Origin of the sequence: Paracoccus sp. N5, from assembly GCF_000371965.1 — a bacterium.
Lineage (GTDB): Bacteria > Pseudomonadota > Alphaproteobacteria > Rhodobacterales > Rhodobacteraceae > Paracoccus.
Map to the genome: position 1 here is coordinate 2,671,505 of NZ_AQUO01000001.1, position 21,188 is coordinate 2,692,692.

At 67.4% G+C, this 21,188-nt stretch carries 25 protein-coding genes and 1 riboswitch; of the genes, 14 read left to right on the plus strand and 11 right to left on the minus strand.

The features are described from left to right. Window positions 1-67: 67 nt before the first annotated feature. On the minus strand, window positions 68-1,210 hold the full coding sequence (locus tag PARN5_RS0113465; RefSeq protein WP_018000296.1) for an alpha-D-ribose 1-methylphosphonate 5-triphosphate diphosphatase: 1,143 nt from the start codon (window positions 1,208-1,210) through the stop codon (window positions 68-70). Between the two features lie 639 nt (window positions 1,211-1,849). Beyond that, entirely contained in the window at window positions 1,850-2,233 is a 384-nt protein-coding gene (locus PARN5_RS0113470) for a hypothetical protein (RefSeq protein WP_018000297.1), read from the minus strand. Window positions 2,234-2,302: 69 nt separating this feature from the next. Here PARN5_RS0113470 and PARN5_RS0113475 point away from each other — a divergent pair, with 69 nt between their 5' ends. Further along, window positions 2,303-3,070: an alpha/beta fold hydrolase gene (locus PARN5_RS0113475; RefSeq protein ID WP_018000298.1), complete on the plus strand. Its 768-nt coding sequence runs from the start codon at window positions 2,303-2,305 to the stop codon at window positions 3,068-3,070. A 5-nt stretch (window positions 3,071-3,075) separates the two neighbouring features. Here PARN5_RS0113475 and PARN5_RS0113480 read toward each other — a convergent pair whose 3' ends face one another. After that, on the minus strand, window positions 3,076-3,375 hold the full coding sequence (locus PARN5_RS0113480; RefSeq protein ID WP_157403994.1) for a hypothetical protein: 300 nt from the start codon (window positions 3,373-3,375) through the stop codon (window positions 3,076-3,078). A gap of 121 nt (window positions 3,376-3,496) precedes the next feature. Between PARN5_RS0113480 and PARN5_RS0113485 the strand changes: the two genes are divergently transcribed. The 3 genes from PARN5_RS0113485 (at window position 3,497) to PARN5_RS22145 (ending at window position 4,302) form a co-directional block, all read left to right on the plus strand. Beyond that, window positions 3,497-3,643 (plus strand): entericidin A/B family lipoprotein, encoded by a 147-nt coding sequence (locus PARN5_RS0113485; RefSeq protein ID WP_026155422.1) that lies wholly within the window; start codon window positions 3,497-3,499, stop codon window positions 3,641-3,643. A gap of 224 nt (window positions 3,644-3,867) precedes the next feature. Beyond that, window positions 3,868-4,056, plus strand: coding sequence for an entericidin A/B family lipoprotein (locus PARN5_RS0113490; RefSeq protein WP_018000301.1), 189 nt, complete (start codon window positions 3,868-3,870; stop codon window positions 4,054-4,056). A gap of 66 nt (window positions 4,057-4,122) precedes the next feature. Continuing rightward, window positions 4,123-4,302 carry a hypothetical protein gene (locus tag PARN5_RS22145; RefSeq protein WP_018000302.1) on the plus strand — a complete coding sequence of 60 codons (180 nt, stop codon included), beginning with the start codon at window positions 4,123-4,125 and terminating at the stop codon, window positions 4,300-4,302. 820 nt (window positions 4,303-5,122) lie between these two features. Here PARN5_RS22145 and PARN5_RS22150 read toward each other — a convergent pair. The 3 genes from PARN5_RS22150 to PARN5_RS0113510 form a co-directional block, all read right to left on the minus strand. Then, complete coding sequence (locus PARN5_RS22150) at window positions 5,123-5,386, minus strand: hypothetical protein (RefSeq protein ID WP_051070991.1); 264 nt, start codon at window positions 5,384-5,386, stop codon at window positions 5,123-5,125. A gap of 593 nt (window positions 5,387-5,979) precedes the next feature. Beyond that, complete coding sequence (gene lepA / locus PARN5_RS0113505; RefSeq protein WP_018000304.1) at window positions 5,980-7,779, minus strand: translation elongation factor 4; 1,800 nt, start codon at window positions 7,777-7,779, stop codon at window positions 5,980-5,982. A gap of 42 nt (window positions 7,780-7,821) precedes the next feature. Then, the gene (locus tag PARN5_RS0113510; RefSeq protein ID WP_018000305.1) at window positions 7,822-8,724 is read right to left on the minus strand and encodes a DMT family transporter; all 903 of its coding nucleotides are present in this window, start codon (window positions 8,722-8,724) and stop codon (window positions 7,822-7,824) included. A 103-nt stretch (window positions 8,725-8,827) separates the two neighbouring features. Between PARN5_RS0113510 and PARN5_RS0113515 the strand changes: the two genes are divergently transcribed. The 3 genes from PARN5_RS0113515 to PARN5_RS0113525 all read left to right on the plus strand — a co-directional run bounded on the left by PARN5_RS0113515 (window position 8,828) and on the right by PARN5_RS0113525 (window position 10,197). Then, window positions 8,828-9,013 carry a heavy-metal-associated domain-containing protein gene (locus tag PARN5_RS0113515; RefSeq protein ID WP_018000306.1) on the plus strand — a complete coding sequence of 62 codons (186 nt, stop codon included), beginning with the start codon at window positions 8,828-8,830 and terminating at the stop codon, window positions 9,011-9,013. A 190-nt stretch (window positions 9,014-9,203) separates the two neighbouring features. Continuing rightward, window positions 9,204-9,506, plus strand: coding sequence for a hypothetical protein (locus PARN5_RS0113520; protein WP_026155423.1), 303 nt, complete (start codon window positions 9,204-9,206; stop codon window positions 9,504-9,506). Window positions 9,507-9,516: 10 nt separating this feature from the next. After that, entirely contained in the window at window positions 9,517-10,197 is a 681-nt protein-coding gene (locus tag PARN5_RS0113525; RefSeq protein ID WP_018000308.1) for an NAD-dependent deacylase, read from the plus strand. Between the two features lie 177 nt (window positions 10,198-10,374). On the opposite strand, the gene glyA is transcribed toward PARN5_RS0113525, so the two are convergent. After that, complete coding sequence (gene glyA, locus PARN5_RS0113530; protein WP_018000309.1) at window positions 10,375-11,658, minus strand: serine hydroxymethyltransferase; 1,284 nt, start codon at window positions 11,656-11,658, stop codon at window positions 10,375-10,377. 146 nt (window positions 11,659-11,804) lie between these two features. Between glyA and PARN5_RS0113535 the strand changes: the two genes are divergently transcribed. The 3 genes from PARN5_RS0113535 (at window position 11,805) to PARN5_RS24250 (ending at window position 14,838) form a co-directional block, all read left to right on the plus strand. Further along, window positions 11,805-12,554 carry an NAD kinase gene (locus tag PARN5_RS0113535; protein ID WP_026155424.1) on the plus strand — a complete coding sequence of 250 codons (750 nt, stop codon included), beginning with the start codon at window positions 11,805-11,807 and terminating at the stop codon, window positions 12,552-12,554. A gap of 32 nt (window positions 12,555-12,586) precedes the next feature. Continuing rightward, the gene (locus tag PARN5_RS0113540; RefSeq protein ID WP_018000311.1) at window positions 12,587-14,182 is read left to right on the plus strand and encodes a peptide chain release factor 3; all 1,596 of its coding nucleotides are present in this window, start codon (window positions 12,587-12,589) and stop codon (window positions 14,180-14,182) included. A 107-nt stretch (window positions 14,183-14,289) separates the two neighbouring features. Next, entirely contained in the window at window positions 14,290-14,838 is a 549-nt protein-coding gene (locus PARN5_RS24250; RefSeq protein ID WP_157403996.1) for a hypothetical protein, read from the plus strand. Window positions 14,839-14,996: 158 nt separating this feature from the next. Here PARN5_RS24250 and PARN5_RS0113545 read toward each other — a convergent pair whose 3' ends face one another. Both PARN5_RS0113545 and PARN5_RS0113550 read right to left on the minus strand, forming a co-directional pair. Next, complete coding sequence (locus PARN5_RS0113545; protein ID WP_018000312.1) at window positions 14,997-15,806, minus strand: transglutaminase family protein; 810 nt, start codon at window positions 15,804-15,806, stop codon at window positions 14,997-14,999. Continuing rightward, window positions 15,806-16,228, minus strand: a complete 423-nt coding sequence (locus PARN5_RS0113550) for an OsmC family protein (RefSeq protein ID WP_018000313.1) — start codon at window positions 16,226-16,228, stop codon at window positions 15,806-15,808. Before PARN5_RS0113550 ends, PARN5_RS0113545 begins: the two co-directional genes overlap by 1 nt. A 107-nt stretch (window positions 16,229-16,335) precedes the next feature. Between PARN5_RS0113550 and PARN5_RS0113555 the strand changes: the two genes are divergently transcribed. Together PARN5_RS0113555 and PARN5_RS0113560 are read left to right on the plus strand one after the other, a co-directional pair. Beyond that, window positions 16,336-17,229 (plus strand): DMT family transporter, encoded by an 894-nt coding sequence (locus PARN5_RS0113555; protein ID WP_018000314.1) that lies wholly within the window; start codon window positions 16,336-16,338, stop codon window positions 17,227-17,229. 67 nt (window positions 17,230-17,296) lie between these two features. Further along, window positions 17,297-17,647, plus strand: coding sequence for a DUF305 domain-containing protein (locus PARN5_RS0113560; RefSeq protein ID WP_018000315.1), 351 nt, complete (start codon window positions 17,297-17,299; stop codon window positions 17,645-17,647). Between the two features lie 100 nt (window positions 17,648-17,747). Here PARN5_RS0113560 and PARN5_RS0113565 read toward each other — a convergent pair whose 3' ends face one another. Then, window positions 17,748-18,182 (minus strand): 6,7-dimethyl-8-ribityllumazine synthase, encoded by a 435-nt coding sequence (locus PARN5_RS0113565; protein ID WP_018000316.1) that lies wholly within the window; start codon window positions 18,180-18,182, stop codon window positions 17,748-17,750. 71 nt (window positions 18,183-18,253) lie between these two features. Further along, window positions 18,254-18,409: riboswitch (FMN riboswitch) on the minus strand. A 34-nt stretch (window positions 18,410-18,443) separates the two neighbouring features. Further along, the gene (locus PARN5_RS0113570) at window positions 18,444-19,577 is read right to left on the minus strand and encodes a deoxyguanosinetriphosphate triphosphohydrolase (protein WP_018000317.1); all 1,134 of its coding nucleotides are present in this window, start codon (window positions 19,575-19,577) and stop codon (window positions 18,444-18,446) included. Window positions 19,578-19,649: 72 nt separating this feature from the next. On the opposite strand from PARN5_RS0113570, the gene PARN5_RS0113575 reads away from it, so the two are divergent. Beyond that, on the plus strand, window positions 19,650-19,985 hold the full coding sequence (locus PARN5_RS0113575) for an iron-sulfur cluster assembly accessory protein (RefSeq protein ID WP_018000318.1): 336 nt from the start codon (window positions 19,650-19,652) through the stop codon (window positions 19,983-19,985). Between the two features lie 38 nt (window positions 19,986-20,023). Then, window positions 20,024-20,809, plus strand: a complete 786-nt coding sequence (xth, locus tag PARN5_RS0113580; protein WP_018000319.1) for an exodeoxyribonuclease III — start codon at window positions 20,024-20,026, stop codon at window positions 20,807-20,809. The last annotated feature ends 379 nt before the right edge of the window (window positions 20,810-21,188 follow it).

Consider the following 21,188-nt stretch of genomic DNA (forward strand, 5'->3'; position numbering starts at 1 on the left):
TAGGCCGGCGGCAAGGCCTGCGGCATGATTCAGGTCAAGAAATCTGCGAATTAACGAAGATATGCAGTCAAACCCTGCGGCCGCGCACCCAGGTTTCGCGCATGACCGGAATGTCATCCATCATGGAAAACCGGATCAGGTCGGCGCGCAGCCCCGCCTCCAGCCGCCCGCGGTCGGACAGTCCCGAGGCGGCGGCCGGATTGGCCGTCACCGTCGCCATGGCGCGCGGCAGGTCGTCCCAGATCCGCGCCAGGATCAGCGCCCCGGCAAGCAGGGCCGAGGGCACGTAATCCGAGCTGAGAATATCCAGATGCCCGCTGCGCGCCAGTTCGGCCGCCGAGACATTGCCGGAATGGCTGCCGCCCCGGATCAGGTTCGGCGCGCCCATCATCACCATGAGGCCATGGGCGTGGCAGGCGGCCGCGGCCTCGGGCGTGGTGGGGAATTCCGCCAGCCGCACGCCACGGCTGGCCGAGGTCGCGACATGCTCGGCTGTGGTGTCGTCATGGCTGGCCAGCACCGCGCCCAGCCGATGCGCGATCTGGACTGCCGCGGCTTCATGGGCGTCGCCATGGCGGGCGCGCAACGCCTTGAGCCGGGCGACATGCGCAGCGAATTCCGCATCGCCGAGCTTGTATTTGCCCTGCACGTATTGCGCCAGTTTCGAGATGTCGCGGAACTGGCGCTGGCCGGGGGTATGGTCCATCAGGCTGATGATGCCGACCCGGTCGCCGGGGCCGAATTCGTCAAGCTCGGCCAGCAGGGTCTCGGAACAGATTTCGGCGCGCAGGTGCAGGAGGTGACTGATGCGCAGGACGCCGCGCGTGCGGATCTCGGCCAGTTCATGCGCCAGCGCGCGGGCGTATTTGTCGTAATCGGCATCCGGCGCCTCGTTCGGGATCGAGCCGACGCGCATGGCGTCGAAGACCGTGGTGATGCCGCAGGCCGCCAGCTCGGCGTCATGGGCCAGGATGGCGCCGGCATGCGGCCAGTCGACGCCCGGGCGGGGCCGCATGTGGCGCTCGAGGTTGTCGGTATGCAGCTCGACCATGCCGGGGGCCAGGAAATCGCCGGCCAGGTCGATGGCACCGGGCGGGACGCCCTGGCCCGGGGTGATCGCGGCAATGGTGCCGCCCTGCAGGGTCACGGCGCCTGGCATCACGGCGTCGGGCAGGATCAGGCGGGCATTGGCAAGGATGGTGCGGGTCATGCGGACCTTCGAGGCTGCGGTCTGCAAGGGGTGGCCGATCGGCGCGGGCGGGTCAAGCCGTCGGCTGCATGGCGACGGCCTGGAGGTTGCGGGTGCGCCCTGCTGTTCGTCGGCGGACGTCGTGGGCTCGCGGTCCGGCATGTGCAAGGGTTCCCGATCAGCCGCGTGCTGGGCCTGCGAGCGGGCGGCTCGCGGGTCTGTCGGCGCGTAACGCCAAGGGCCTGACGGCCAGCACGTCTGGCGGCGGCTGGGGCTGTGATTTGCGCGAGACGCCCGGGGGCAGCGCCGCGTGCAGACGCGCTCCCGGAAGCGCTGACCCCACTGGCTCTATGCCAGCCATGGCACTTGCCGAGCCTGCCTTGTGGCAGCAAGACTTTATCCTCGCTGGGGCGACATAGCCGGAGCAACTCGGCGTAGCTATTGCTCCCCCGGTTTCATGCCCTCGGGCATTTCAGGCGCGAAGGGGAGCCTGCCACCACGCGACTGCCCGCAGTGCCGCAATGCATTGCGCGCCTTGGACTGGCCGGTCGTCGCGGCATGTCACATCGCCCGGATGCGATGGCTGCGGTCGCATTCAGCCACGGCGCCTCAGGCGGAGGCCGCGATGCCATCGGAGCCGGGCAGGGTGTCGGAAACCCTTCAGATCAACCCGCGCTGCAGCAGGATCCACACCGCCACGCCGCCCAGCACCAGCAGGCCCAGCAGCACGCTCGCCGCCGCGCTGACCGCGCCGCCCTGCAGCCGCCGGCCCTGGCCCAGCGGCCGCAGATAGCCGGTCAGTGCCCGGTGCGCATGGTCCAGCCGGGCGAAATCCACCTGCCGCGCCAGCTTCGGCTGGCCCGCCATGCGGTCGGCCTGATGCAGGAAGCGCGCCTCGCGCCGCAGCCGGCGCGGCAGCGCGCCGCCGCGCTTGCGCAGCATGTCGCCCAGTTCCGCCTGCTGGCCGCGCCGCAGGCCGCCGAAGCGGGCCGCCAGCAGGCTCGCCACCTCGTCCGCCATCGGCCGGATATCCTCGATCCCCATCGCACGTCCCTCTTTGATGCAAGGCTAGCGCCTCTGGCGCCGCTTCGCCAGTGGCGTTAGGGTGCCGCCATGATGCTGAACATGATCGAGACAGGGGTGGATTCGAGCCTGCCGCCGGTGCTTCTGGCGCATGGGCTGTTCGGATCCGGGCGCAATCTCGGCGGGCTCGCCCGTCGCTTGGCCGAGACGCGGCGGGTGATCTCGGTCGACATGCGCAATCATGGCGACAGTTTCCACGATGCCGACCACAGCTATCCGGCGCTGGCCAAGGATCTGGCCCGGGTGATCGAGGCGCATGGCGGCAAGGCCGACGTTCTGGGCCATTCCATGGGCGGCAAGGCCGCGATGATGCTGGCTCTGACCCGGCCCGAACGGGTGCGGCGGCTGGTGGTGATGGACATCGCCCCCTATGCCTATGGTCACAGCCAGACCGGCCTTGTCGATGCCATGCAGGCAGTGGACCTGAGCGGATTGCGGCTGCGCTCGGACGCCGACGCCCGGCTGGCCGCGCATGTTTCGGACCCGGGCGTGCGCGCCTTTCTGCTGCAATCGCTGGACCTGAAGACCGATCCGCCGCGCTGGAAGTTCAATCTGGACGCCCTGCGCGAGCAGATGCCCCTGCTGGTCGGCTGGCCCGAGGTCGCGCCTGGCGGCTTCGATGGTCCGGCGCTGTTCCTGGCCGGCGCCGAATCGGATTATTGCCGCGCGCCGCAGGCCGAGGCGATCCGGCGCCATTTTCCACAGGCCGAGATCCGGGTCGTCGAAGGCGCCGGGCATTGGCTGCACGCCGACCGGCCGGCGGAGGTCGCCGCCGCGGTCGAGGCTTTCCTGGCCTGAGCGCCTCAGCCGCCGTCGCAGCGCAGCGCGACCCGCGCCTCGCCGGTGTCGCCGGGAATGCGGCTGCGCAGGCTGTTCGGGATCACCCGGCAGCCCGTGGTGCGCTCGACCGCCGCGACCATCAGCTCGGGCACCGGGGCGCGCTGGCTGCGGGTCAGGTAGCCCAGGCGGATCACCTCGGCCTCGGTCGCTTTCTGGAAGACGGCGAAGCGGATGCCCTCCAGAGTGATGTCATGGCGCTGCGCGCCGATGAATTGCGGGGCCGGCGAGGCGCAGGCGGCGAGCAGGAAAAGCGGCAGAATCATCAGGATACGCATGCACGCCAGATTGCACGCCAAGCCTTAACAAGAGGTTAACGGGCCGGGAACAATGTGGGACAGGGGGCGTTATGGCTTTGAACACACCATCTTTTCTCAGGAGTGACAGATGCGCCGGATGATGAAGCTGACCCCGATCCTTGCCCTGCTGGCGCTGGCCGCCTGCGAGACCGTGCAGGGCGCTGGCCGCGACATGCAGGCCGCCGGACAGGCGGTGTCGCGCGAAAGCCACGAGGTCCAGTCGCAGGGGCTGTAGGTCGCGGCTCGGACGACCCCGGAGGCGGCCTTTCGGGCCGCCTTTTTCGTGTCACCGGCGATGCACGGGCCATGCACCGCGCGTGCACCGTTCGTGCACCGTTCCCTTGGCGACAAGTTGCCGATGCGGGGGGCTTTGGGCGGCCTCGCGTTTCCGTGTGCTGTCGCGCGGCGGCTGTTGCATTAGGCTGCGCGGTCATAAGCAACAAAGACCCGAGGGGCGAGATGAGCAGGATTTTCCCACTGGCCGCGTTCGTGGCCGTCACCGCGGTTGCCGGCTGCGAGACCATGCAGGGCGCCGGGCGCGACATGCAGACCGCCGGCGCGCTGCTGACGCAGCAGGCGGCGGAAAGCCAGACCCAGGTCGGCAGCTATGCGCCGCCGGGACCAGCGGTGACGCCGACGCCGTATTGAGCCGGGAACTCCGGCCGGCGGCGGGGATTGATTGCGTGAGCCCTGCCGCAAGAGGATGGAGACCCGATGAAGAACCCCTGGATGAGCGCCTGGCTGTCTGCAGCCAACGGCCTGATGGCCCCGGCGCGCGGCCAGATCATGGCCGAGATGCAGAAGAGCCAGCGCCAGATGATGCTGGAATGGCAGAGGCTGTGGATCGAGAGCTGCATGGCGCTGTGGTTTCCCGGCGGGCGGGGAAAACGCTAGGTCGCACGGGCAAAAGGGGTTTCTCTTTTGCCTGTGGCGCAAGATGCATCTCTGCGCGGGCGACGATCTTGGCATGCAACCTGGTCCCGTGCCGGTCGGCATGCGAACGAGCGCAACCGTTTGATCGACGGATTGCCCTGAAAGGGAATGCTTCGGGAGCGCGGACCGGCCTGTGCCATGGCGGGACCGTCGGAAGGGCTCGACCGTCGTCAGTCCAGTTCCGGCCCTTGGCCGGTCCTGCGGCCATCCTGGTGCGGCGGGCGCAAAGGGACTCCGAAAGAGGCCCTTGGTCGTTCGGGAGCGTCCGAACAGGTTTTTCCCCGACGAACGCGCGGTGTGGCTGGTCTTGGGCAGCGAAGGGCAGTCCGGGTCACGCTGGCAGGTGATCATGTCTGTTGCCGCGGAGCCGTTGGCACCGGATCAGCAGGGCGGCGGCATTCCGAGCGATCTGGCCGAGACGTTGAAGGTGCCTGAACGCGAGAACCGCGCGTTGCGCCAAGCCAACAAAATCATTCGCCAGGCCGGCGCGCATTTTGCGATGGCGGAGTTCAGCCGGAGTGACGTTGGGTTTCAGCGCATTCGCTTATGTCGCCACTTGGGCGGGGCTTGCCAATGTGCTCTGCCCAAGGGATCGTCAGCTGGCGCTTCGGCGCATGCGGGTTTCGCCGTCAAAGCATTGGAACAAGCGATCGACGGCCGTTGCCGGACAGGGGGCGTCAAGCCGAACAGCCACCGTTTGGCCACCTGCTGCGACAAGGCCACAGACAGCCGAAATGGCGGTAAAGCGCCCCGCGCCTATGCGGGGCGCAATGGCGGCGCGTCAATGCCGGGTCTGGCGCGGCCAAGAGAAGCTGCGCACCCAGTCGGCGATGCGCCAGGTCCAGCCGATCTGGCGCGAGCGGTTCGGTCTCAGATAGGCCCAGTTCAGCAATCCGGCCGGGACACCCAGCGCAAGGCCGATGACAGCCGCCCAGATGAAAGTCGCCCAATTGTCGTAACCCATGGACAGGCCGGCGATGACAACGGCGCCAGCCACACAGCCGACCCAGATGTGAACCAGAAACAGTCGCAGCATGGGAACCATGTTCCTGCCCTCCCTGATTGGTTTTCCGAGGAGAAACGAAACAGGGCGCGGCAGGGTTCCCGCGACGGCCAGCGGGAAGCGGCCGACGAAGCAGCGGCCAGCCGGCCTGTCCCTTCTGCGCCATCCGGCCGGGCCGCCGGATCCGGTCAAAGCCGGCCGGTGACGCGCCAGGCCAAGGCGCCGACCGGAAAATCGCCGCCGGCGTCATTGTTCGTGCCGCTGCCGCTGGATCCGACCTCGACACGGTCGATGTCGAGACCGTCCAGAACCCGGCAATCGCCCAGCCCGCAGCCCTTGGCGTGAACCGAACCGGTCGTGTTCGTAAAGAAGCCGGAGGTGGCGCCCCATGCGTTCGCATCTCGGTCGACCAGGAGTTCACCGGGCCGAGATCAGCCTTGAGATGAACCGCGACTTCCCTGCGTTGCGCTTGCAAGACCACACGCCGGGACATATCGCCGACCCTTCCCGTTGAAGGCTCGGCAGCGGTTCCAACGACCGGCCCGCACAGCACGGGATCGCTGGTCCCCCGGTGGGCCGGCCAGATGCCATGGCCCCGCAGCCAGTTCATATCACGGAAACGTGAGTCGAACCAGTCAGCCGTCCATCTTCAGCGCCTGGATGAACGCCGTCTGCGGGATCTCGACCTTGCCGAACTGGCGCATCTTCTTCTTGCCGGCCTTCTGCTTCTCCAAGAGCTTCTTCTTGCGCGTGGCATCCCCGCCATAGCATTTCGCGGTCACGTCCTTGCGCATGGCCGACAGCGTCTCGCGGGCGATCACGCGCGAGCCGATGGCCGCCTGGATCGGGATCTTGAACATATGGCGCGGGATCAGCTCCTTGAGCTTTTCCACCATGACCCGGCCGCGCGATTCCGCCCGGTCGCGGTGCACCATGATCGACAGCGCATCCACCGGCTCGTCATTGACCAGGATCGACATCTTGACCAGGAAATCCTCGCGGTATTCCGAAAGCTGGTAGTCGAAGCTGGCATAGCCCTTGGTCACCGATTTCAGCCGGTCGTAGAAGTCGAACACCACCTCGGCCAGCGGCAGGTCATAGACCACCATGGCGCGGTTGCCGGCATAGGTCAGGTCCATCTGGATGCCGCGGCGGTCCTGGCACAGCTTCAGCACGTCGCCCAGGTATTCGTCGGGCACCATGATCGTGGCCTTGATGCGCGGCTCCTCGATATGGTCGACATAGGTCAGGTCGGGCATGTCGGCGGGGTTGTGCAGGTCGCGCACCTCGCCGTCCTTCATGTGCAGCTTGAACACCACCGAGGGCGCGGTGGTGATGAGGTCGAGGTCGTATTCGCGCTCCAGCCGGTCGCGGATCACCTCGAGGTGCAGAAGGCCCAGGAAGCCGCAGCGGAAGCCGAAGCCCAAGGCGGCCGAGGTCTCCATCTCGTAGCTGAAGCTCGCGTCGTTCAGCGCCAGCTTCTCGATGGCGTCGCGCAGGGCCTCGAAGTCGTTGGCATCGACCGGGAAGAGGCCGCAGAACACCACCGGCTGCGCCGGCTTGAAGCCCGGCAGCGGGGTGTCGGTGCCCTTCCTTTCGTGGGTGATGGTGTCGCCGACGCGGGTGTCGCGCACCTGCTTGATCGAGGCGGTCAGGACGCCGATCTCGCCCGGGCCCAGCTCGGCGATGTCCTGCATCTGCGGGCGCAGCACGGCGAGCTTGTCGATGCCGTAGACCGCATTGGTCTGCATCATGCGGATGCGGTCGCCCTTCTTGATGACCCCGTCCATGACGCGGATCATCACCACCACGCCCAGATAGGCGTCATACCACGAATCGACCAGCATCGCCTTCAAGGGCGCGTTGCGGTCGCCCTTGGGGGCGGGCAGGCGGGTGACGATGGCCTCCAGCACGTCGGGGATGCCGAGGCCGGTCTTGGCCGAGATCGGGATCGCGTCCGAGGCGTCGATGCCGATGACTTCCTCGATGTTTTCCTTGACCCGCTCGGGTTCCGCGGCGGGCAGGTCGATCTTGTTCAGCACCGGCACGATCTCGTGCCCGGCGTCGATGGCCTGGTAGACATTGGCGAGCGTCTGCGCCTCGACGCCCTGGCTGGCATCGACGACCAGGAGCGAGCCCTCGACCGCGCGCATCGAGCGGCTGACCTCATAGGCGAAATCGACATGGCCGGGGGTGTCGATCAGGTTCAGCACATAGGTGCGCCCGTCGCGCGCGGGATATTCGATGCGCACGGTGTTGGCCTTGATGGTGATGCCCCGCTCGCGCTCGATGTCCATGCTGTCGAGCAGCTGGGCCTTCATGTCGCGTTCGGCCACCGTCCCCGTCAACTGGATCAGGCGGTCGGCCAGGGTGGATTTGCCGTGGTCGATATGGGCCACGATCGAGAAATTGCGGATGAGGTCAAGGTCGGTCATGGCCGGGCTATACAGGGGCTTTGGCGTTGCGGAAAGGGGGTTTCAGAGCGTCGCGAAGCCGGTCTCGCGCAGCTGTCGCCGGCGCAGCGCCGCCTCGCGCCACATCATGTAGCAGCCCGAGGCGACGATGATCGCGGCGCCGGTCAGGGTCAGCGCATCGGGACGCTCGCCAAAGACCAGCAAGGCGAGGATCAGGGCGAAGACCAGCCGGGCATAGCGATAGGGCGCGAGCGCCGAGGCCTCGCCCAGCCGGGTGGCGGCGACCAGCAGCGCATAGCCGCCGACGCCGACGGTCATGCAGGCCAGGAACAGCAGCCCTTGCCGCGGGCCGGGCATGACGAAGTCCTGCCCCAGCGCCAGCCCCATCAGCACCGAGGCGATCAGGATGGCGAAGAAGGCCGAGGCGGCCAGCTGGTCGGAATGGATATGTGCCGGCACGCGGCGGGTGGCGATGTCGCGCGCCGCCAGCCCCAGCACCGCCAGCAGCGCCATCAGCGACACCGGCTGGAACCCCGCCAGCCCCGGCCGGATCACCAAGAGCACGCCGAGAAAGCCCGCGATGATCGCGCTCCAGCGCCGCCAGCCGACCGGCTCGCCCAGAAACAGCGCCGCGCCCAGCACGATGGCCAGGGGCAGCGCCTGCATGATCGCCGAGGTCGAGGAAAGTTCCGTCAGCGCCAGCGCCACCACGATGCCGATCGAGCCCACCGCCTCCATCAACCCGCGGAACAGCACGATGGGGCGGATCAGGTCGCGGGTGAACAGCCGCCCGCCCTTGAGCTTCAGCATGGCGGCGAAGACCAGGAAGCCCAGAAGCCCGATCAGGCCCAGCACCTGCGCAAAGGGCAGCTGGGCCGAGAGCAGCTTGATGAACATATCCTCGAAGGCGAACAGCACCATCGAGACGACCATCAGGATCGCGCCGCGGAAATTTTCGGTGACCATCAGCCGCAGCCTTCGTGCTAGGGGGGAATTGCGCCGGTGGCGCCTTGCCGCGATCATAGGCAGATCGGCGGGCAAGCGAAAGGATGGGCGAAAGGATGGGCGAATGAAATTCCGCGTCGAGGACATGAGCTGCGGCCATTGCACCGCCGCCATCGAAAAGGCCGTGGCCGAGGCCGGCGGCAGGGCGGTGACCGACCTCGCTGCCCGCAGCGTCAGCGTCGAGGGGCTGGAAGCCGGGCGCGCCGCGCAGGTGATTCGCGACGCCGGCTATACGCCGCAGCCGGCTTGAGCGGGCGGCCAGGGCGGGCGGTGGGCCTGGTGCATATCTTGCGTCTCTCGCCTCGCGCTGCCGCGATCCGTGGTCACGGCCGCGCGATTGAGCCGAGAGCGGGCTTCTGCTAGAGTCCTGCGGATAAGATCTGCGGCCTCAAAGGGGCATGAACCCCATCGCCGTGGCAGGAGCCGAGGAGACAGAGATGATGAACCGCCTGATGATCGCCGCCGCCGCGGTGGTCCTGACCGCGCCGCTTGCCGTCGCCGGTCCCATCGATTCCGCCTGCATGCGTTCGGATCGCGGCGCCAGCAACCGCCGGACCTGCGGCTGCATCCAGCAGGTCGCCGACCAGACGTTGTCGCGCGCCGACCAGCGCCGCGCCGCGCGCTTCTTCCGCGACGCGGACGAGGCGCAGAAGGTGCGCATGTCGAAAAGCGATTCCGACAACGCCTTCTGGGCGCGCTACAAGAATTTCGCGTCGGCGGCCGAGGCCTATTGCGCGCGCTGAGGATGATCCGATGCGCATCGCGGTGCTGACCGGGGCCGGGATCTCGGCCGAAAGCGGGATCAGGACGTTCCGCGCCACCGACGGGCTGTGGGAAGAGCACCGCATCGAGGACGTGGCGACGCCCGAGGGCTTTCGCCGCGACCCGGGGCTGGTGCATCGCTTCTACAACACCCGCCGGGCCGATGCCGCCCGCGCCCAGCCCAATGCGGCGCATCGGGCGCTGGCGGAACTGGCCCGGCATCACCAGGTCACGCTGATCACCCAGAACGTCGACGACCTGCACGAACGCGGCGGCTCGCCCGAGGTCATCCACATGCACGGCAGCCTGCTCGGCGCGCTTTGCGCGGCTTGCGGCCATCGCTGGCCGGCCGCGCTGGTCATGCGCATGTCGGATGCCTGCCCGGGTTGCGGCGCGCCGCAGACCCGGCCCGACATCGTCTGGTTCGGCGAGATTCCCTATCACATGGAACGGATCTGGGAGGCGGTCGAGGCGGCCGAGATCTTTGCCGCCATCGGCACCTCGGGCCAGGTCTATCCGGCGGCGGGGTTGGCGCAGCACGCGCGCCGCGCCGGCGCGCGCACGGTCGAGCTGAACCTGGCCGCCTCGGCCGTCGCCGGCGATTTCGGCGAGCGGCTGACCGGCCCCGCGACGCGGGTCGTGCCGGACTGGGTCGCGACGCTCTGCCGGTAAGGCGCGCGGCGGAAGGCGGGTTGCGATCCGTCCGTGCCGGGCGGGCGCGGCTTTTCGCAAGGCGGTCGCGGCCGCCTGGCAGGGAAAACCCCGAAACGCAAACGCGGCGGCCGGGCCGTTTGCCCTGCCGCCGCGCCGGTGCTGGCCCGCGCGGGGGACGGTCCCCGCGCGATGTCCTCACATGCCCTTGTAGAGCGGGAATTTCGCGCAAAGCGCCTCGACCTCGGCCTTGACGCGGGCCTCGACCTCGGCATTGCCGGCCTCGCCGTTCGAGGCCAGCCCGTCCACCACCTCGACGATCCAGCGCGCGATCTGGCGGAACTCCGCCTCGCCGAAGCCGCGCGTGGTGCCGGCCGGCGCGCCCAGGCGCACGCCCGAGGTCACGAAGGGCTTTTCGGGGTCGAAGGGCACGCCGTTCTTGTTGCAGGTGATATGCGCCCGACCCAGCGCCGCCTCGGTCGCCTTGCCGGTCACGCCCTTGGGGCGCAGGTCCGCCAGGCACAGGTGGTTGTCGGTGCCGCCCGAGACGATGTCGATGCCGCCCTTCATCAGCTCGTCGGCCATGGCCTGGGCGTTCTTCACCACCTGGGCCGCGTAATCCTTGAAGCCCGGGCGCAGCGCCTCGCCGAAGGCCACCGCCTTGGCGGCGATGACATGCATCAGCGGGCCGCCCTGCAGGCCGGGGAACACCGCCGAGTTGATCTTCTTGGCGATCTCGGCATCGTTGGTCAGCACCATGCCGCCGCGCGGGCCGCGCAGGGATTTATGCGTCGTCGTGGTCACGACATGGGCATGCGGCAAGGGCGAGGGATGCTGGCCGCCCGCGACGAGACCGGCGATATGGGCCATGTCGACCATCAGATAGGCCCCGACCTCGTCGGCGATCTTGCGGAACTCGGCCCAGTCCCAGATGCGGGAATAGGCGGTGCCGCCGGCGACGATCAGCTTGGGCTTGTGCTCATGCGCCTTCTTGCGCACGTCCTCCATGTCCAGAAGCTGGTCCTGCTGGCGCACGCCGTAGCTGACGACGTTGAACCATTTGCCGGACATATTGACCGGCGAGCCATGCGTCAGGTGGCCGCCCGAATTCAGGTCGAGGCCCATGAAGGTGTCGCCCGGGCTGAGCAGCGCCAGGAACACGGCCTGGTTCATCTGCGACCCCGAGTTCGGCTGGACATTGGCGAAGCCGCAGCCGAAGAGCTGCTTGGCGCGCTCGATCGCCAGCTCCTCGACGATGTCGACATATTGGCAGCCGCCGTAATAGCGCTTGCCCGGATAGCCCTCGGCATATTTGTTGGTCAGGACCGAGCCCTGCGCCTCGAGCACCGCCTTCGAGACGATGTTCTCGGACGCGATCAGCTCGATCTCGTCGCGCTGGCGGCCAAGCTCCTGACGGATCGCCCCGAAGACCGCAGGGTCGCGGCTGTCGAGTGTTTCGGTGAAAAATCCGGTGTCGGTCATCTGTCCCTCATGCAAAAAAGACGGCTCGGCCGGGTTCTAGCGGCTTTTGCCGCGTCCCGCTAGGACGGATGCGACGCGGCTGCGGTAGATTATCCCATATGCCAAAGGGTCTTGCGCCCGCGCCGCCCGGCGCCATGATGGCGGCCATGAAGCTGCATTTCATCGCCTCGAGCACCGAAACCGCCGTCACCGCCGCCGAGACGCTGTCCGAGCGCTATGGCCATGTGCCGCTGCGCGAGGCCGAGGTGATCGTCGCGCTGGGCGGCGACGGGCTGATGCTGTCGGTCATGCACCAGAATCGCGGGCTGCCGGTCTATGGCATGAACCGCGGCACCATCGGCTTCCTGATGAACAACTATTCGGTCCATGACCTGCCGGCGCGCATCGCCGAGGCCGAGGAGACGGTGATCCACCCGCTGGCGATGACCGCCGGCACCACCGACGGGCACGAGCATTGCGCGCTGGCGATCAACGAGGTCAGCATGCTGCGCGCCGGGCCGCAGGCGGCGCGGCTGCAGATCAGCGTGAACGGCACGGTGCGCATGCCGGAGCTGGTCTGCGACGGGGCGCTGCTGTCGACCCCGGCGGGCTCGACCGCCTATAATTACTCGGCGAACGGGCCGATCCTGCCCCTGGGCAGCGACGTGCTGGCGCTGACCGCCATCGCCGCCTTCCGGCCCCGGCGCTGGCGCGGCGCCATCCTGCCCAGCGCCGCGACGCTGCGCTTCGACGTGCTGGAACCCGACAAGCGCCCGGTCATGGCCGATGCCGATTCGCGCGGCGTCGATTCGGTGCTGTGGGTCGAGGTGCGCTCGGAAACCTCGGTCAGCCACCGGCTGCTGTTCGACCCCGGCCACGGGCTGGAGGAACGGCTGATGCGCGAACAATTCGTTTGAGGCCGTGACCGGGGCAGGGTAAAGGGCCGGGCATGAGCAACGCCCCGATCCTGCCCCCCGAAATCGCCCGCCGCCGGACCTTCGCGATCATCTCGCACCCGGACGCCGGCAAGACCACGCTGACCGAGAAGTTCCTGCTGTTCGGCGGCGCGATCCAGATGGCCGGCCAGGTCCGTGCCAAGGGCGAGGCGCGGCGCACCCGCTCGGACTTCATGAAGATGGAGCAGGATCGCGGCATCTCGGTCTCGGCCTCGGCCATGAGCTTCGAGTTCGGCGACTATCGCTTCAACCTGGTGGACACGCCCGGCCACAGCGATTTCTCGGAAGATACCTATCGCACGCTGACCGCCGTGGACGCGGCGATCATGGTCATCGACGGCGCCAAGGGGGTCGAGAGCCAGACCCGCAAGCTGTTCGAGGTTTGCCGGCTGCGCGACCTGCCGATCCTGACCTTCTGCAACAAGATGGACCGCGAAAGCCGCGACACGTTCGAGATCATCGACGAGATCCAGGAGAACCTGGCCATCGACGTGGCGCCGGTCAGCTGGCCCATCGGCATGGGCCGCGACTTCATCGGCGCCTATGATCTGCTGCACGACCGGCTGGAGATCATGGACCGCGCCGACCGCAACAAGGTCGCGGAGACGGTGCAGATCACCGGGCTCGACGACCCCAAGCTGGCCGAGCATGTGCCGGCCGAGCAGTTGGCGAAGCTGCGCGAGGAGCTGGAGATGGCGCGCGAGCTGCTGCCGGCCTTCGACCGCCAGTCCTTCCTGGAGGGGCATATGACGCCGATCTGGTTCGGCTCGGCGATCAACAGCTTCGGCGTCAAGGAACTGATGACCGGCATCGGCGAATTCGGCCCGGCGCCGCAGCCGCAGAACGCCGCCGAGCGCCAGATCTCGCCCGAAGAGCAGGCCGTGACCGGCTTCGTCTTCAAGGTGCAGGCGAACATGGATCCCAAGCACCGCGACCGGGTGGCCTTCGTGCGGCTGGCCTCGGGACATTTCGAGCGCGGCATGAAGCTGCTGCATGTGCGCTCGAAGAAGCCGATGGCGGTGTCGAACCCGGTGCTGTTCCTGGCCGCCGACCGCGAACTGGCCGAGGAGGCCTGGGCCGGCGACATCATCGGCATCCCGAACCACGGGCAGCTGCGCATCGGCGACGCGCTGACCGAGGGCGAGGCGCTGCGCTTCACCGGCATCCCGAGCTTCGCGCCCGAGCTTTTGCAGACCGTGCGCGCGGGCGACCCGATGAAGGCCAAGCACCTGGAAAAGGCGCTGATGCAATTCGCCGAGGAAGGCGCGGCCAAGGTCTTCAAGCCGATGATCGGCTCGGGCTTCATCGTTGGCGTGGTCGGCGCGCTGCAATTCGAGGTGCTAGCGAGCCGGATCGAGATCGAATACGGCCTGCCGGTGCGTTTTGAATCGTCGCAATTCACCAGCGCGCGCTGGGTGGCCGGGCCCAAGGACAAGGTCGAGGCCTTCGCCCAGGCGAACAAGGGCCATATGGCGCAGGACCATGACGGCGACCTGGTCTATCTGACCCGGCTGCAATGGGACATCGACCGGGTGGCGCGCGACCATCCCGAGCTGAAGCTGACGGCGACGAAGGAGATGATGGTTTAAGGACTGGGGTGCTTAAGCTCTTGCTGAGCGGTCTCAGATAGCACGATGTTTCCTTCGTGAATCTTACGTTATGTTCTTTGCGATATCGGTTATTCTGGAGTGATGCCTTGTTGATCAGTGAGCTATGGGATGATCCTGATGATATATCAGGGAATAGTGGTCGAAAATATTATCGGAGAGCAACGATCAGCTGGTCACGCCCTAAAAAGTGGGAGCCTGACGAAAACGAGTTCGACGTTCCTCCGGGCTGGAGAGGGCATGGAGGAATCTACGCTTTTATCAGATCGCATTGGCGCCAAAGCGAGAGCGTCCGCCTTGCTTACATCGGCAAAGCTCTAAACTTTAATAAGCGCCTCACAAAAAACCATAATCACTTCGACATAATTCAGCGCCGGGGTGATACTTCTGTGTCCTGCGGGCGCATATCCTTTGAACGCGTTCAGTCAAACAAGGGATACTATCTAGAGATTGAGGATATCGTGAAGTTTTGCGTTTATAATTGGCTGGAAAATAAACAGGGCTTTGAGAGTTTGCCTGGATTTAGAAAAAGTCAGCCACGCGCAATGATGCCTTGGGTAATTGTAAACAAGGGTTTCCGATTCGGGGGGATCATGCCCCGGCGGATCGTTTATCCGTCTATCGGTGTAGAGTTCTGATCTGCGTGCTGGATGGGCAAAATCTTTTAGAGATTGCTGTGTTTCGCAAAGCCCCGTTTTTCACTGCACTGCAGAACGTCAAGCTCCCACTTCGCATCCTGACCCTTTTCCCTAGCTACCGACCCTATACAGGTGCCGCAACCCGCCAGCGCGGGGCGTTAACCCGTCACCTCATCCGTCCAGACCGTGAACTCGCGCAGTTCATGCGTGCCGAAGCTTGAGATCAGGGCGGCATCCGCGGCATCCCTGCCGTGGCCGATGGTGATGCGGCCGATGCGCGGCGCGTTGTTGCGCGGGTCGAAGGTCCACCAGCGACCCGACAGCCAGACATGCATCCAGGCGGCAAAATCCATCGGATCGGGGCTTTTCGGCACGCCGATGTCGCCCAGGTGGCCGAAGGCATAGCGCGCCGGGATGTTCAGGCAGCGGCACAGCGCGATGGCCAGATGCGCGAAGTCGCGGCACACGCCCTTGCGCTCGGCATAGGCGCTGTGGGCGGTGCGGAACTGGTCCGCATCGCCATAGCTGAAGGCCAGATGCGCATGGGCGAAGTCGCAGATCGCCTGCACCCGCGCCCAGCCCGGCGCCACCTGGCCGAACAGATCCCAGGCCAGTTCGCCCAAGAGATCGGTCTCGCAATAGCGGCTGGCGGCGAGATAGGGCAGCACCGCGTCGGGCAGGGCTTCGACCGGGCTTTCCTCGGCCGCGGGAAACACCGGATCGGGCAGGCCGCTGTCGGCGATCACCGCATCGCTTTCCAGGGTGAAGCGCCCGCCGGGGGCGGTCAGCCGGGTGCGCAGGTTGCCGAACATGTCGATATGGGTCGCATGCGGCACGGCGGGATCGGTGCGGAACGCCTCGGGCGCGCGCAGGTCCAGCCGGCGCTCCGGCCGCGCCGTCAACTGCGCGATGAGCGGCAGCGGCGCATCGGATTCCAGCGTGATGCGATAGCCGTAACGGATCAGCATCAGGCGACCGTCACCTCCAGGGTGATCTCGGCATTCAGCAGCTTGCTGACCGGGCAGCCCTTTTCGGCCTGGCGGGCGGCGTCCTCGATCACCGCCCTGTCGCCCTGGCCGGTGATGGTGGTGCTCAGATGCGCGGTCTTGATCGCAAAGCCGTCGCCTTCCTGGTCGAGGCCGATCTTCGAGGTGGTCTGGATGGTCACATCCGTCACCCCGGCCTCGGCCAGGATCTTGGACAGCGCCATGCTGAAGCAGGCGGCATGGGCGGCGCCGATCAGCTCTTCGGGATTGGTGCCGGGCTTGCCCTCGAACCGGGTGTTGAAGCCATAGGGCTGGTCCGAAAGCGCGCCCGAGCGGGTCGAGATCACGCCCTTGCCGTCCTTGAGCCCGCCCTGCCATTTCGCCGAGCCATAGTTCACGATCATGATCCGTCCTCCGGTTTGCTGCGATGGTCGGGGGCACAACGCGCGACGGCTTGCGCGGTTTCACCCGCCGGCCTATGCCGGCCGGCAAGCAGGGGAAGGGGAGACGCATGCCGCTGCACGAACTGGCGGCGCTGGGTGCGGCCGCCTGCTGGGCCATCACCGGGATCCTGTCGCAAGCGGCGGCGCAGGCGCTGGGGCCCTTTGGCTTCAACCGGCTGCGCCAGGCCATGGTGGCGGCCATGCTGGCCGCGATCGTGCTGGCGATGGGGCGCTGGCACGGCATCGACGCGGCCGACCTGTGGCGGCTGTCGCTGTCGGGCATCGTCGGCATCTTTTTGGGCGATACGCTGCTTTACGTGGCGCTGATCCGGCTGGGTCCGCGCCGCTCGGGTGCGCTGTTCGCCATGAACGCGCCGATGGCGGCGCTGATGGGCTGGCTTGCCCTGGGCGAGGCGCTGTCCCCGGCCGCCGTGCTGGGCGTGGTGCTGTCCACGCTGGGCGTCGCCATGGCGGTGCTGGGCCGGCCGGGCCGCGCCGGCGGGCATCGTTTCGAGGCGGTCGCGGGCTCGGTCTGGGTCGGGGCCGGCTTCGGCCTGCTGGCGGCGGCGGGACAGGCGCTGGGGTCGCTGATCGCGCGGCCGGTCATGGCCGGGGGCTTCGACCCCTATGTCGCCTCGCTGATCCGGGTGGCGGTCGCGGTCGCCTGCCTGATGCTGCTGATGGCGCTGCCGATCCGCGCCGTGAAGCCGCTGGGCCGGCCTTCGCCGCGCGTGCTGCTGCTGACGGCGCTGTCGGGGCTGATCGCCATGGTCACCGGCATGACGCTGCTGATGTTCGCGCTGCAGGGCGGCAAGGTCGGCATCGTCTCGACCCTGTCGGCGCTGTCGCCGGTGCTGATCCTGCCGGTGCTCTGGGCGATGACCGGGGCGCGGCCCTCGGCCACGTCATGGGCGGGGGCGGCGCTGGCGGTCGCCGGTATGGCGCTGATCTTCCTGCGCTGACGGCTTTGTCACTTGCCCGGACGCGCGCGCCGCGCTTGCATGGCGGCGCAGACACAAGGAGAATCCCATGCGTATCATCCCCTTCGCCCTGGCCGCCCTGCTGGCCGCGCCCGCCCTGGCACAGGAGCCGGCGGCGCATGCCGGCCATGACGGCGGCTCGGCTTCGGACGCGGCCTATGAGCAGGTCATGGAGAAGATGCATGAAGACATGATGATCGACTACAGCGGCGATGCCGATGTCGATTTCATGCGCGGCATGATCCCGCATCACCAGGCCGCCATCGACATGGCCAGGGTGGCGCTGGAGCACGGCAAGGATCCGCAGGTGCGCAAGCTGGCCGAGGAGGTCATCGAGGCCCAGAGCGCCGAGATCGCGCAGATGCAGGAATGGCTGAAGGCGCAGGACAAGGCGGAATAGCCGCGGTTCCGGCCCGGTCGGCGGTGGGGGCTGACTGCCCCCACGCCCCCGTGGGTATTTTCGAAACAGTGAAGGCGGGGGGCTGCGCGGTCGCGCCCGGTCAGGCCTTGAGCGCCGCCCGGACCGCAACGATCCGGGTCGCGGCCTGGGCGGCCTCGCGGCCCTTCTTCACGAAATGCTCGCGGAAGATGGCGGTGTGATGCTCGGTTTCCTGGTAGTGATGCGGGGTCAGAGACACCGAAAGCACCGGGACGCCGCTGTCCATGCCGGCGCGCATCAGCCCGTCGACCACGGCCTGGGCGACGAAATCGTGACGATAGATGCCGCCGTCCACCACCAGCGCGGCGCAGGCCACGGCGCCATAGCGGCCGGTCTGCGCCAGGTCGCGGGCCAGCAGCGGCATCTCGAAGGCGCCGGGGACGTCGAAGACATCGACCTGGTCGCGCGGCACGATTTCGCAGAAGCCTTCCAGCGCCTGATCGACGATGTCGGAATGCCAGTTCGCCTTGATGAAGGCATAGCGGGTGTGTGTCATGCGTGATCTCCTTTCCAAGTGACACGTCACCCAAGGCGATCACATGAGGGCCGGCCCTTCGGGGCCGGCTCGCACGCTCTCTTCCATCCGGACTGTGACCGTCGGCCCAGGAATCGCACCTGGTCTGCTGACCCCTGATCCGGCCAGACCAGCCGGGGCAAGGCGCTCGCGGGCTTGCATCGCTGCTTACCGCCGGTGGGGAATTCCGCCCCGCCCTGAGAACCCGGCCTTGATGCCAGCACAGCGCGCGCGATGCAAGGGTCAGAGCAGCCGCTCGGCTTCTTGAATCGCGAAACGGTCGGTCATGCCTGCGACATAATCGAGGACGATTCGCGCGCGCTGCGTTTCGTCCGCCGCCGCCTCGGCGGCCCGGAACCAGTGCTCGGGCATTTTCGCGGGGTCGTTCAGGAACAGCGGGAAGAGGCCGTTCAGCATCTCGGTCACGCGCCGGCGCTCGACCACCACGGTGGGGGCGCGATACATGCGTTGGAACAGGAACAGCTTGATCGCCTTGAGGTTCTGGTAGAGCGGCTTCGAGAAGCGGATGATCGGCCCCTCCATGGCGCGGATGTCGTCCACGCTTTGCGGCTGCAGGCTGGCGAGGCGGTTCTGGGCGACGGCGATCACGTCCTCGACCATGACGCCGAAGACCCGGCGCAGCGCCTCGTGCCGGCGCCGCATCGGCTCGAGGCCCGGGTGCAGCGCATCGACCTGCGCGAAGGCCTCGCCCACCACCGGCAGTTCGGCCAGGTCGGCCTCGGAGAAGAGGCCGGCGCGCAGCCCGTCGTGCAGGTCGTGGTGGTTATAGGCCACGTCGTCGGCGACCGCCGCCACCTGTGCCTCGGCGCTGGCATTGGTGTGGAGTTCCAGATCCCATTCGGCGTTCACCTCGGCCAGGGCATAGGGCAGGGGGCCGGTGACAGGACCATTATGCTTGGCGATGCCCTCGAGGCTTTCCCAGGTCAGGTTCAGCCCGTCGAAATCCGCGTAATGGCGTTCCAGCCTGGTCACGATGCGCAGCGCCTGGGCATTGTGGTCGAAGCCGCCATAGGGCGCCATCAGCGCCGCCAGCGCATCCTCGCCGGTATGGCCGAAGGGCGGGTGGCCCAGGTCATGGGCCAGGGCCACCGTCTCGGCCAGGTCGGTGTTCAGGCCCAGCGTGCCGGCGATGGTGCGGGCGACCTGCGCCACCTCGATCGTATGGGTCAGGCGGGTGCGGTAATAATCACCCTCATGCTCGACGAAGACCTGGGTCTTGTGCTTCAGCCGGCGGAAGGCCGAGGAATGGATGATGCGGTCGCGGTCGCGCTGCCAGGGGCTGCGGAAGGTGGACATGCGCTCGGGCCAGCGGCGGCCGCGGCTTTCTTCGGGCTGGCAGGCATAGGGTGCCGTCATCTCGTCCGTTCCTTGCAGGCGTTTGCGGCGAACCCTATATTCCAGACCTGACGACGGAAACGGGAACGCCCCATGAACGTGGAATTGAACCTGCCCCCCAGGGTGACCGAGCGCGCCTTCCAGCGCCTGGCCGAGATCAATGAGGGCGGCCCGGCGCGGCCCTTGCGGGTCGCGGTGGCGGGCGGCGGCTGCTCGGGCTTTCAATACGACATCAGGCTGGACGAGGCGGCCGAGGACGACCTGCTCTTGCAAAGGGACGGCCAGACCGTGGTGGTCGATCCGGTGTCGCTGCCTTTCCTGGCCGGCGCCACCATCGACTTTGCCGATGAGCTGATCGGGGCGCGCTTCACCATCGACAACCCGAACGCCAGTTCGTCCTGCGGCTGCGGCACCTCGTTTTCGATCTGATCTGGCGCGGGCCGGCGCGCGCCGCTAGTCTCGCGCGCATGAAGATCGCGACATTCAACATCAACGGCGTCCGCGCCCGGATCGAGACCCTGATCGGCTGGCTTTCCGAGGCCCAGCCCGACGTGGTGGTCCTGCAAGAGATCAAGTGCCAGGACGAGGGCTTCCCGCGCGAGCCCATCGCCGACCTCGGCTACAATATCGAGACGCATGGGCAAAAGGGCTTCAACGGCGTCGCCATCCTGTCGAAGCTGCCGCTGGAGGATGTGACGCGCGGCTTGCCGGGTGACGATGCCGACGCGCAGTCCCGCTATATCGAGGCGACGGTGGTGGGCACCCGCGCCGTGCGCGTCGCCGGGCTCTACCTGCCGAACGGCAATCCGCAGCCGGGGCCGAAATTCGACTACAAGCTGGCCTGGATGGCGCGGTTGCAGGCGCAGGCGCGGCGGCTGCTGGACAGCGAGATGCCGGCGGTGATGCTGGGCGACTATAACGTCATCCCCGAGGCGCGCGATGCCGCCCGGCCCGAGAAATGGCAGAATGACGCGCTGTTCCAGCCCGAAAGCCGCGCCGCGCTGCGCCGCATCCTGTTCGACGGCTGGACCGATGCGGTGCGCCTGCGCGACCCGGACGCGACGCGCGGGCCCTTTACCTTCTGGGACTACCAAGCCGGCGCCTGGCAAAGGGACGACGGCATCCGCATCGACCATGTGCTGCTGTCGCCGCAGGCCGCCGACCTGCTGATCGACCTGGGCATCGATCGCGACGAACGCGCCAAGGACAAGCCCAGCGACCATGTCCCGGTCTGGGTCGACCTGGACGCCTGAGCGGGTTCGGACCCCGGGTCGCGCGTCTCCAGCGCCGTCTCGACCCGGTTCCCGGGTTGGTCATGGAGTGCTCGATGGTCTTTCCAGCAATTCCAGATGGCGATCTCGCGCGGGCCGGATCCTCGCTTGCGGCCGCTGCGGCCGGGCTCGCTTTCAGCGCCGCCATCGGGTGCTCGCGTCGGATTCCGATACGGTCAGAATGACGATGCCGACCGCCGGAAAGCGGCGCCTTCGCGCGGCAGCCGGGGGTCATCGGCGACGATGATCTGCACGCGGTCGGTCATGCGCGGCCCGCGCCGTGACGGCTTCGCAAGCCCCGCAGCCGGGCGGTCCCGACCACGCGCCGGAACCAATCGGCGGCTGCGTTGTTTCGCCTCGA

Bases quoted from the DNA above. Each gene is read 5' to 3' on its own strand.
- PARN5_RS0113465 (WP_018000296.1), bottom strand. From the start codon at position 1,210: ATGACCCGCACCATCCTTGCCAATGCCCGCCTGATCCTGCCCGACGCC.
- PARN5_RS0113470 (WP_018000297.1), bottom strand. From the start codon at position 2,233: ATGGGGATCGAGGATATCCGGCCGATGGCGGACGAGGTGGCGAGCCTG.
- PARN5_RS0113475 (WP_018000298.1), top strand. From the start codon at position 2,303: ATGATGCTGAACATGATCGAGACAGGGGTGGATTCGAGCCTGCCGCCG.
- PARN5_RS0113480 (WP_157403994.1), bottom strand. From the start codon at position 3,375: ATGATTCTGCCGCTTTTCCTGCTCGCCGCCTGCGCCTCGCCGGCCCCG.
- PARN5_RS0113485 (WP_026155422.1), top strand. From the start codon at position 3,497: ATGCGCCGGATGATGAAGCTGACCCCGATCCTTGCCCTGCTGGCGCTG.
- PARN5_RS0113490 (WP_018000301.1), top strand. From the start codon at position 3,868: ATGAGCAGGATTTTCCCACTGGCCGCGTTCGTGGCCGTCACCGCGGTT.
- PARN5_RS22145 (WP_018000302.1), top strand. From the start codon at position 4,123: ATGAAGAACCCCTGGATGAGCGCCTGGCTGTCTGCAGCCAACGGCCTG.
- PARN5_RS22150 (WP_051070991.1), bottom strand. From the start codon at position 5,386: ATGGTTCCCATGCTGCGACTGTTTCTGGTTCACATCTGGGTCGGCTGT.
- lepA (WP_018000304.1), bottom strand. From the start codon at position 7,779: ATGACCGACCTTGACCTCATCCGCAATTTCTCGATCGTGGCCCATATC.
- PARN5_RS0113510 (WP_018000305.1), bottom strand. From the start codon at position 8,724: ATGGTCACCGAAAATTTCCGCGGCGCGATCCTGATGGTCGTCTCGATG.
- PARN5_RS0113515 (WP_018000306.1), top strand. From the start codon at position 8,828: ATGAAATTCCGCGTCGAGGACATGAGCTGCGGCCATTGCACCGCCGCC.
- PARN5_RS0113520 (WP_026155423.1), top strand. From the start codon at position 9,204: ATGAACCGCCTGATGATCGCCGCCGCCGCGGTGGTCCTGACCGCGCCG.
- PARN5_RS0113525 (WP_018000308.1), top strand. From the start codon at position 9,517: ATGCGCATCGCGGTGCTGACCGGGGCCGGGATCTCGGCCGAAAGCGGG.
- glyA (WP_018000309.1), bottom strand. From the start codon at position 11,658: ATGACCGACACCGGATTTTTCACCGAAACACTCGACAGCCGCGACCCT.
- PARN5_RS0113535 (WP_026155424.1), top strand. From the start codon at position 11,805: ATGAAGCTGCATTTCATCGCCTCGAGCACCGAAACCGCCGTCACCGCC.
- PARN5_RS0113540 (WP_018000311.1), top strand. From the start codon at position 12,587: ATGAGCAACGCCCCGATCCTGCCCCCCGAAATCGCCCGCCGCCGGACC.
- PARN5_RS0113545 (WP_018000312.1), bottom strand. From the start codon at position 15,806: ATGCTGATCCGTTACGGCTATCGCATCACGCTGGAATCCGATGCGCCG.
- PARN5_RS0113550 (WP_018000313.1), bottom strand. From the start codon at position 16,228: ATGATCGTGAACTATGGCTCGGCGAAATGGCAGGGCGGGCTCAAGGAC.
- PARN5_RS0113555 (WP_018000314.1), top strand. From the start codon at position 16,336: ATGCCGCTGCACGAACTGGCGGCGCTGGGTGCGGCCGCCTGCTGGGCC.
- PARN5_RS0113560 (WP_018000315.1), top strand. From the start codon at position 17,297: ATGCGTATCATCCCCTTCGCCCTGGCCGCCCTGCTGGCCGCGCCCGCC.
- PARN5_RS0113565 (WP_018000316.1), bottom strand. From the start codon at position 18,182: ATGACACACACCCGCTATGCCTTCATCAAGGCGAACTGGCATTCCGAC.
- PARN5_RS0113570 (WP_018000317.1), bottom strand. From the start codon at position 19,577: ATGACGGCACCCTATGCCTGCCAGCCCGAAGAAAGCCGCGGCCGCCGC.
- PARN5_RS0113575 (WP_018000318.1), top strand. From the start codon at position 19,650: ATGAACGTGGAATTGAACCTGCCCCCCAGGGTGACCGAGCGCGCCTTC.
- xth (WP_018000319.1), top strand. From the start codon at position 20,024: ATGAAGATCGCGACATTCAACATCAACGGCGTCCGCGCCCGGATCGAG.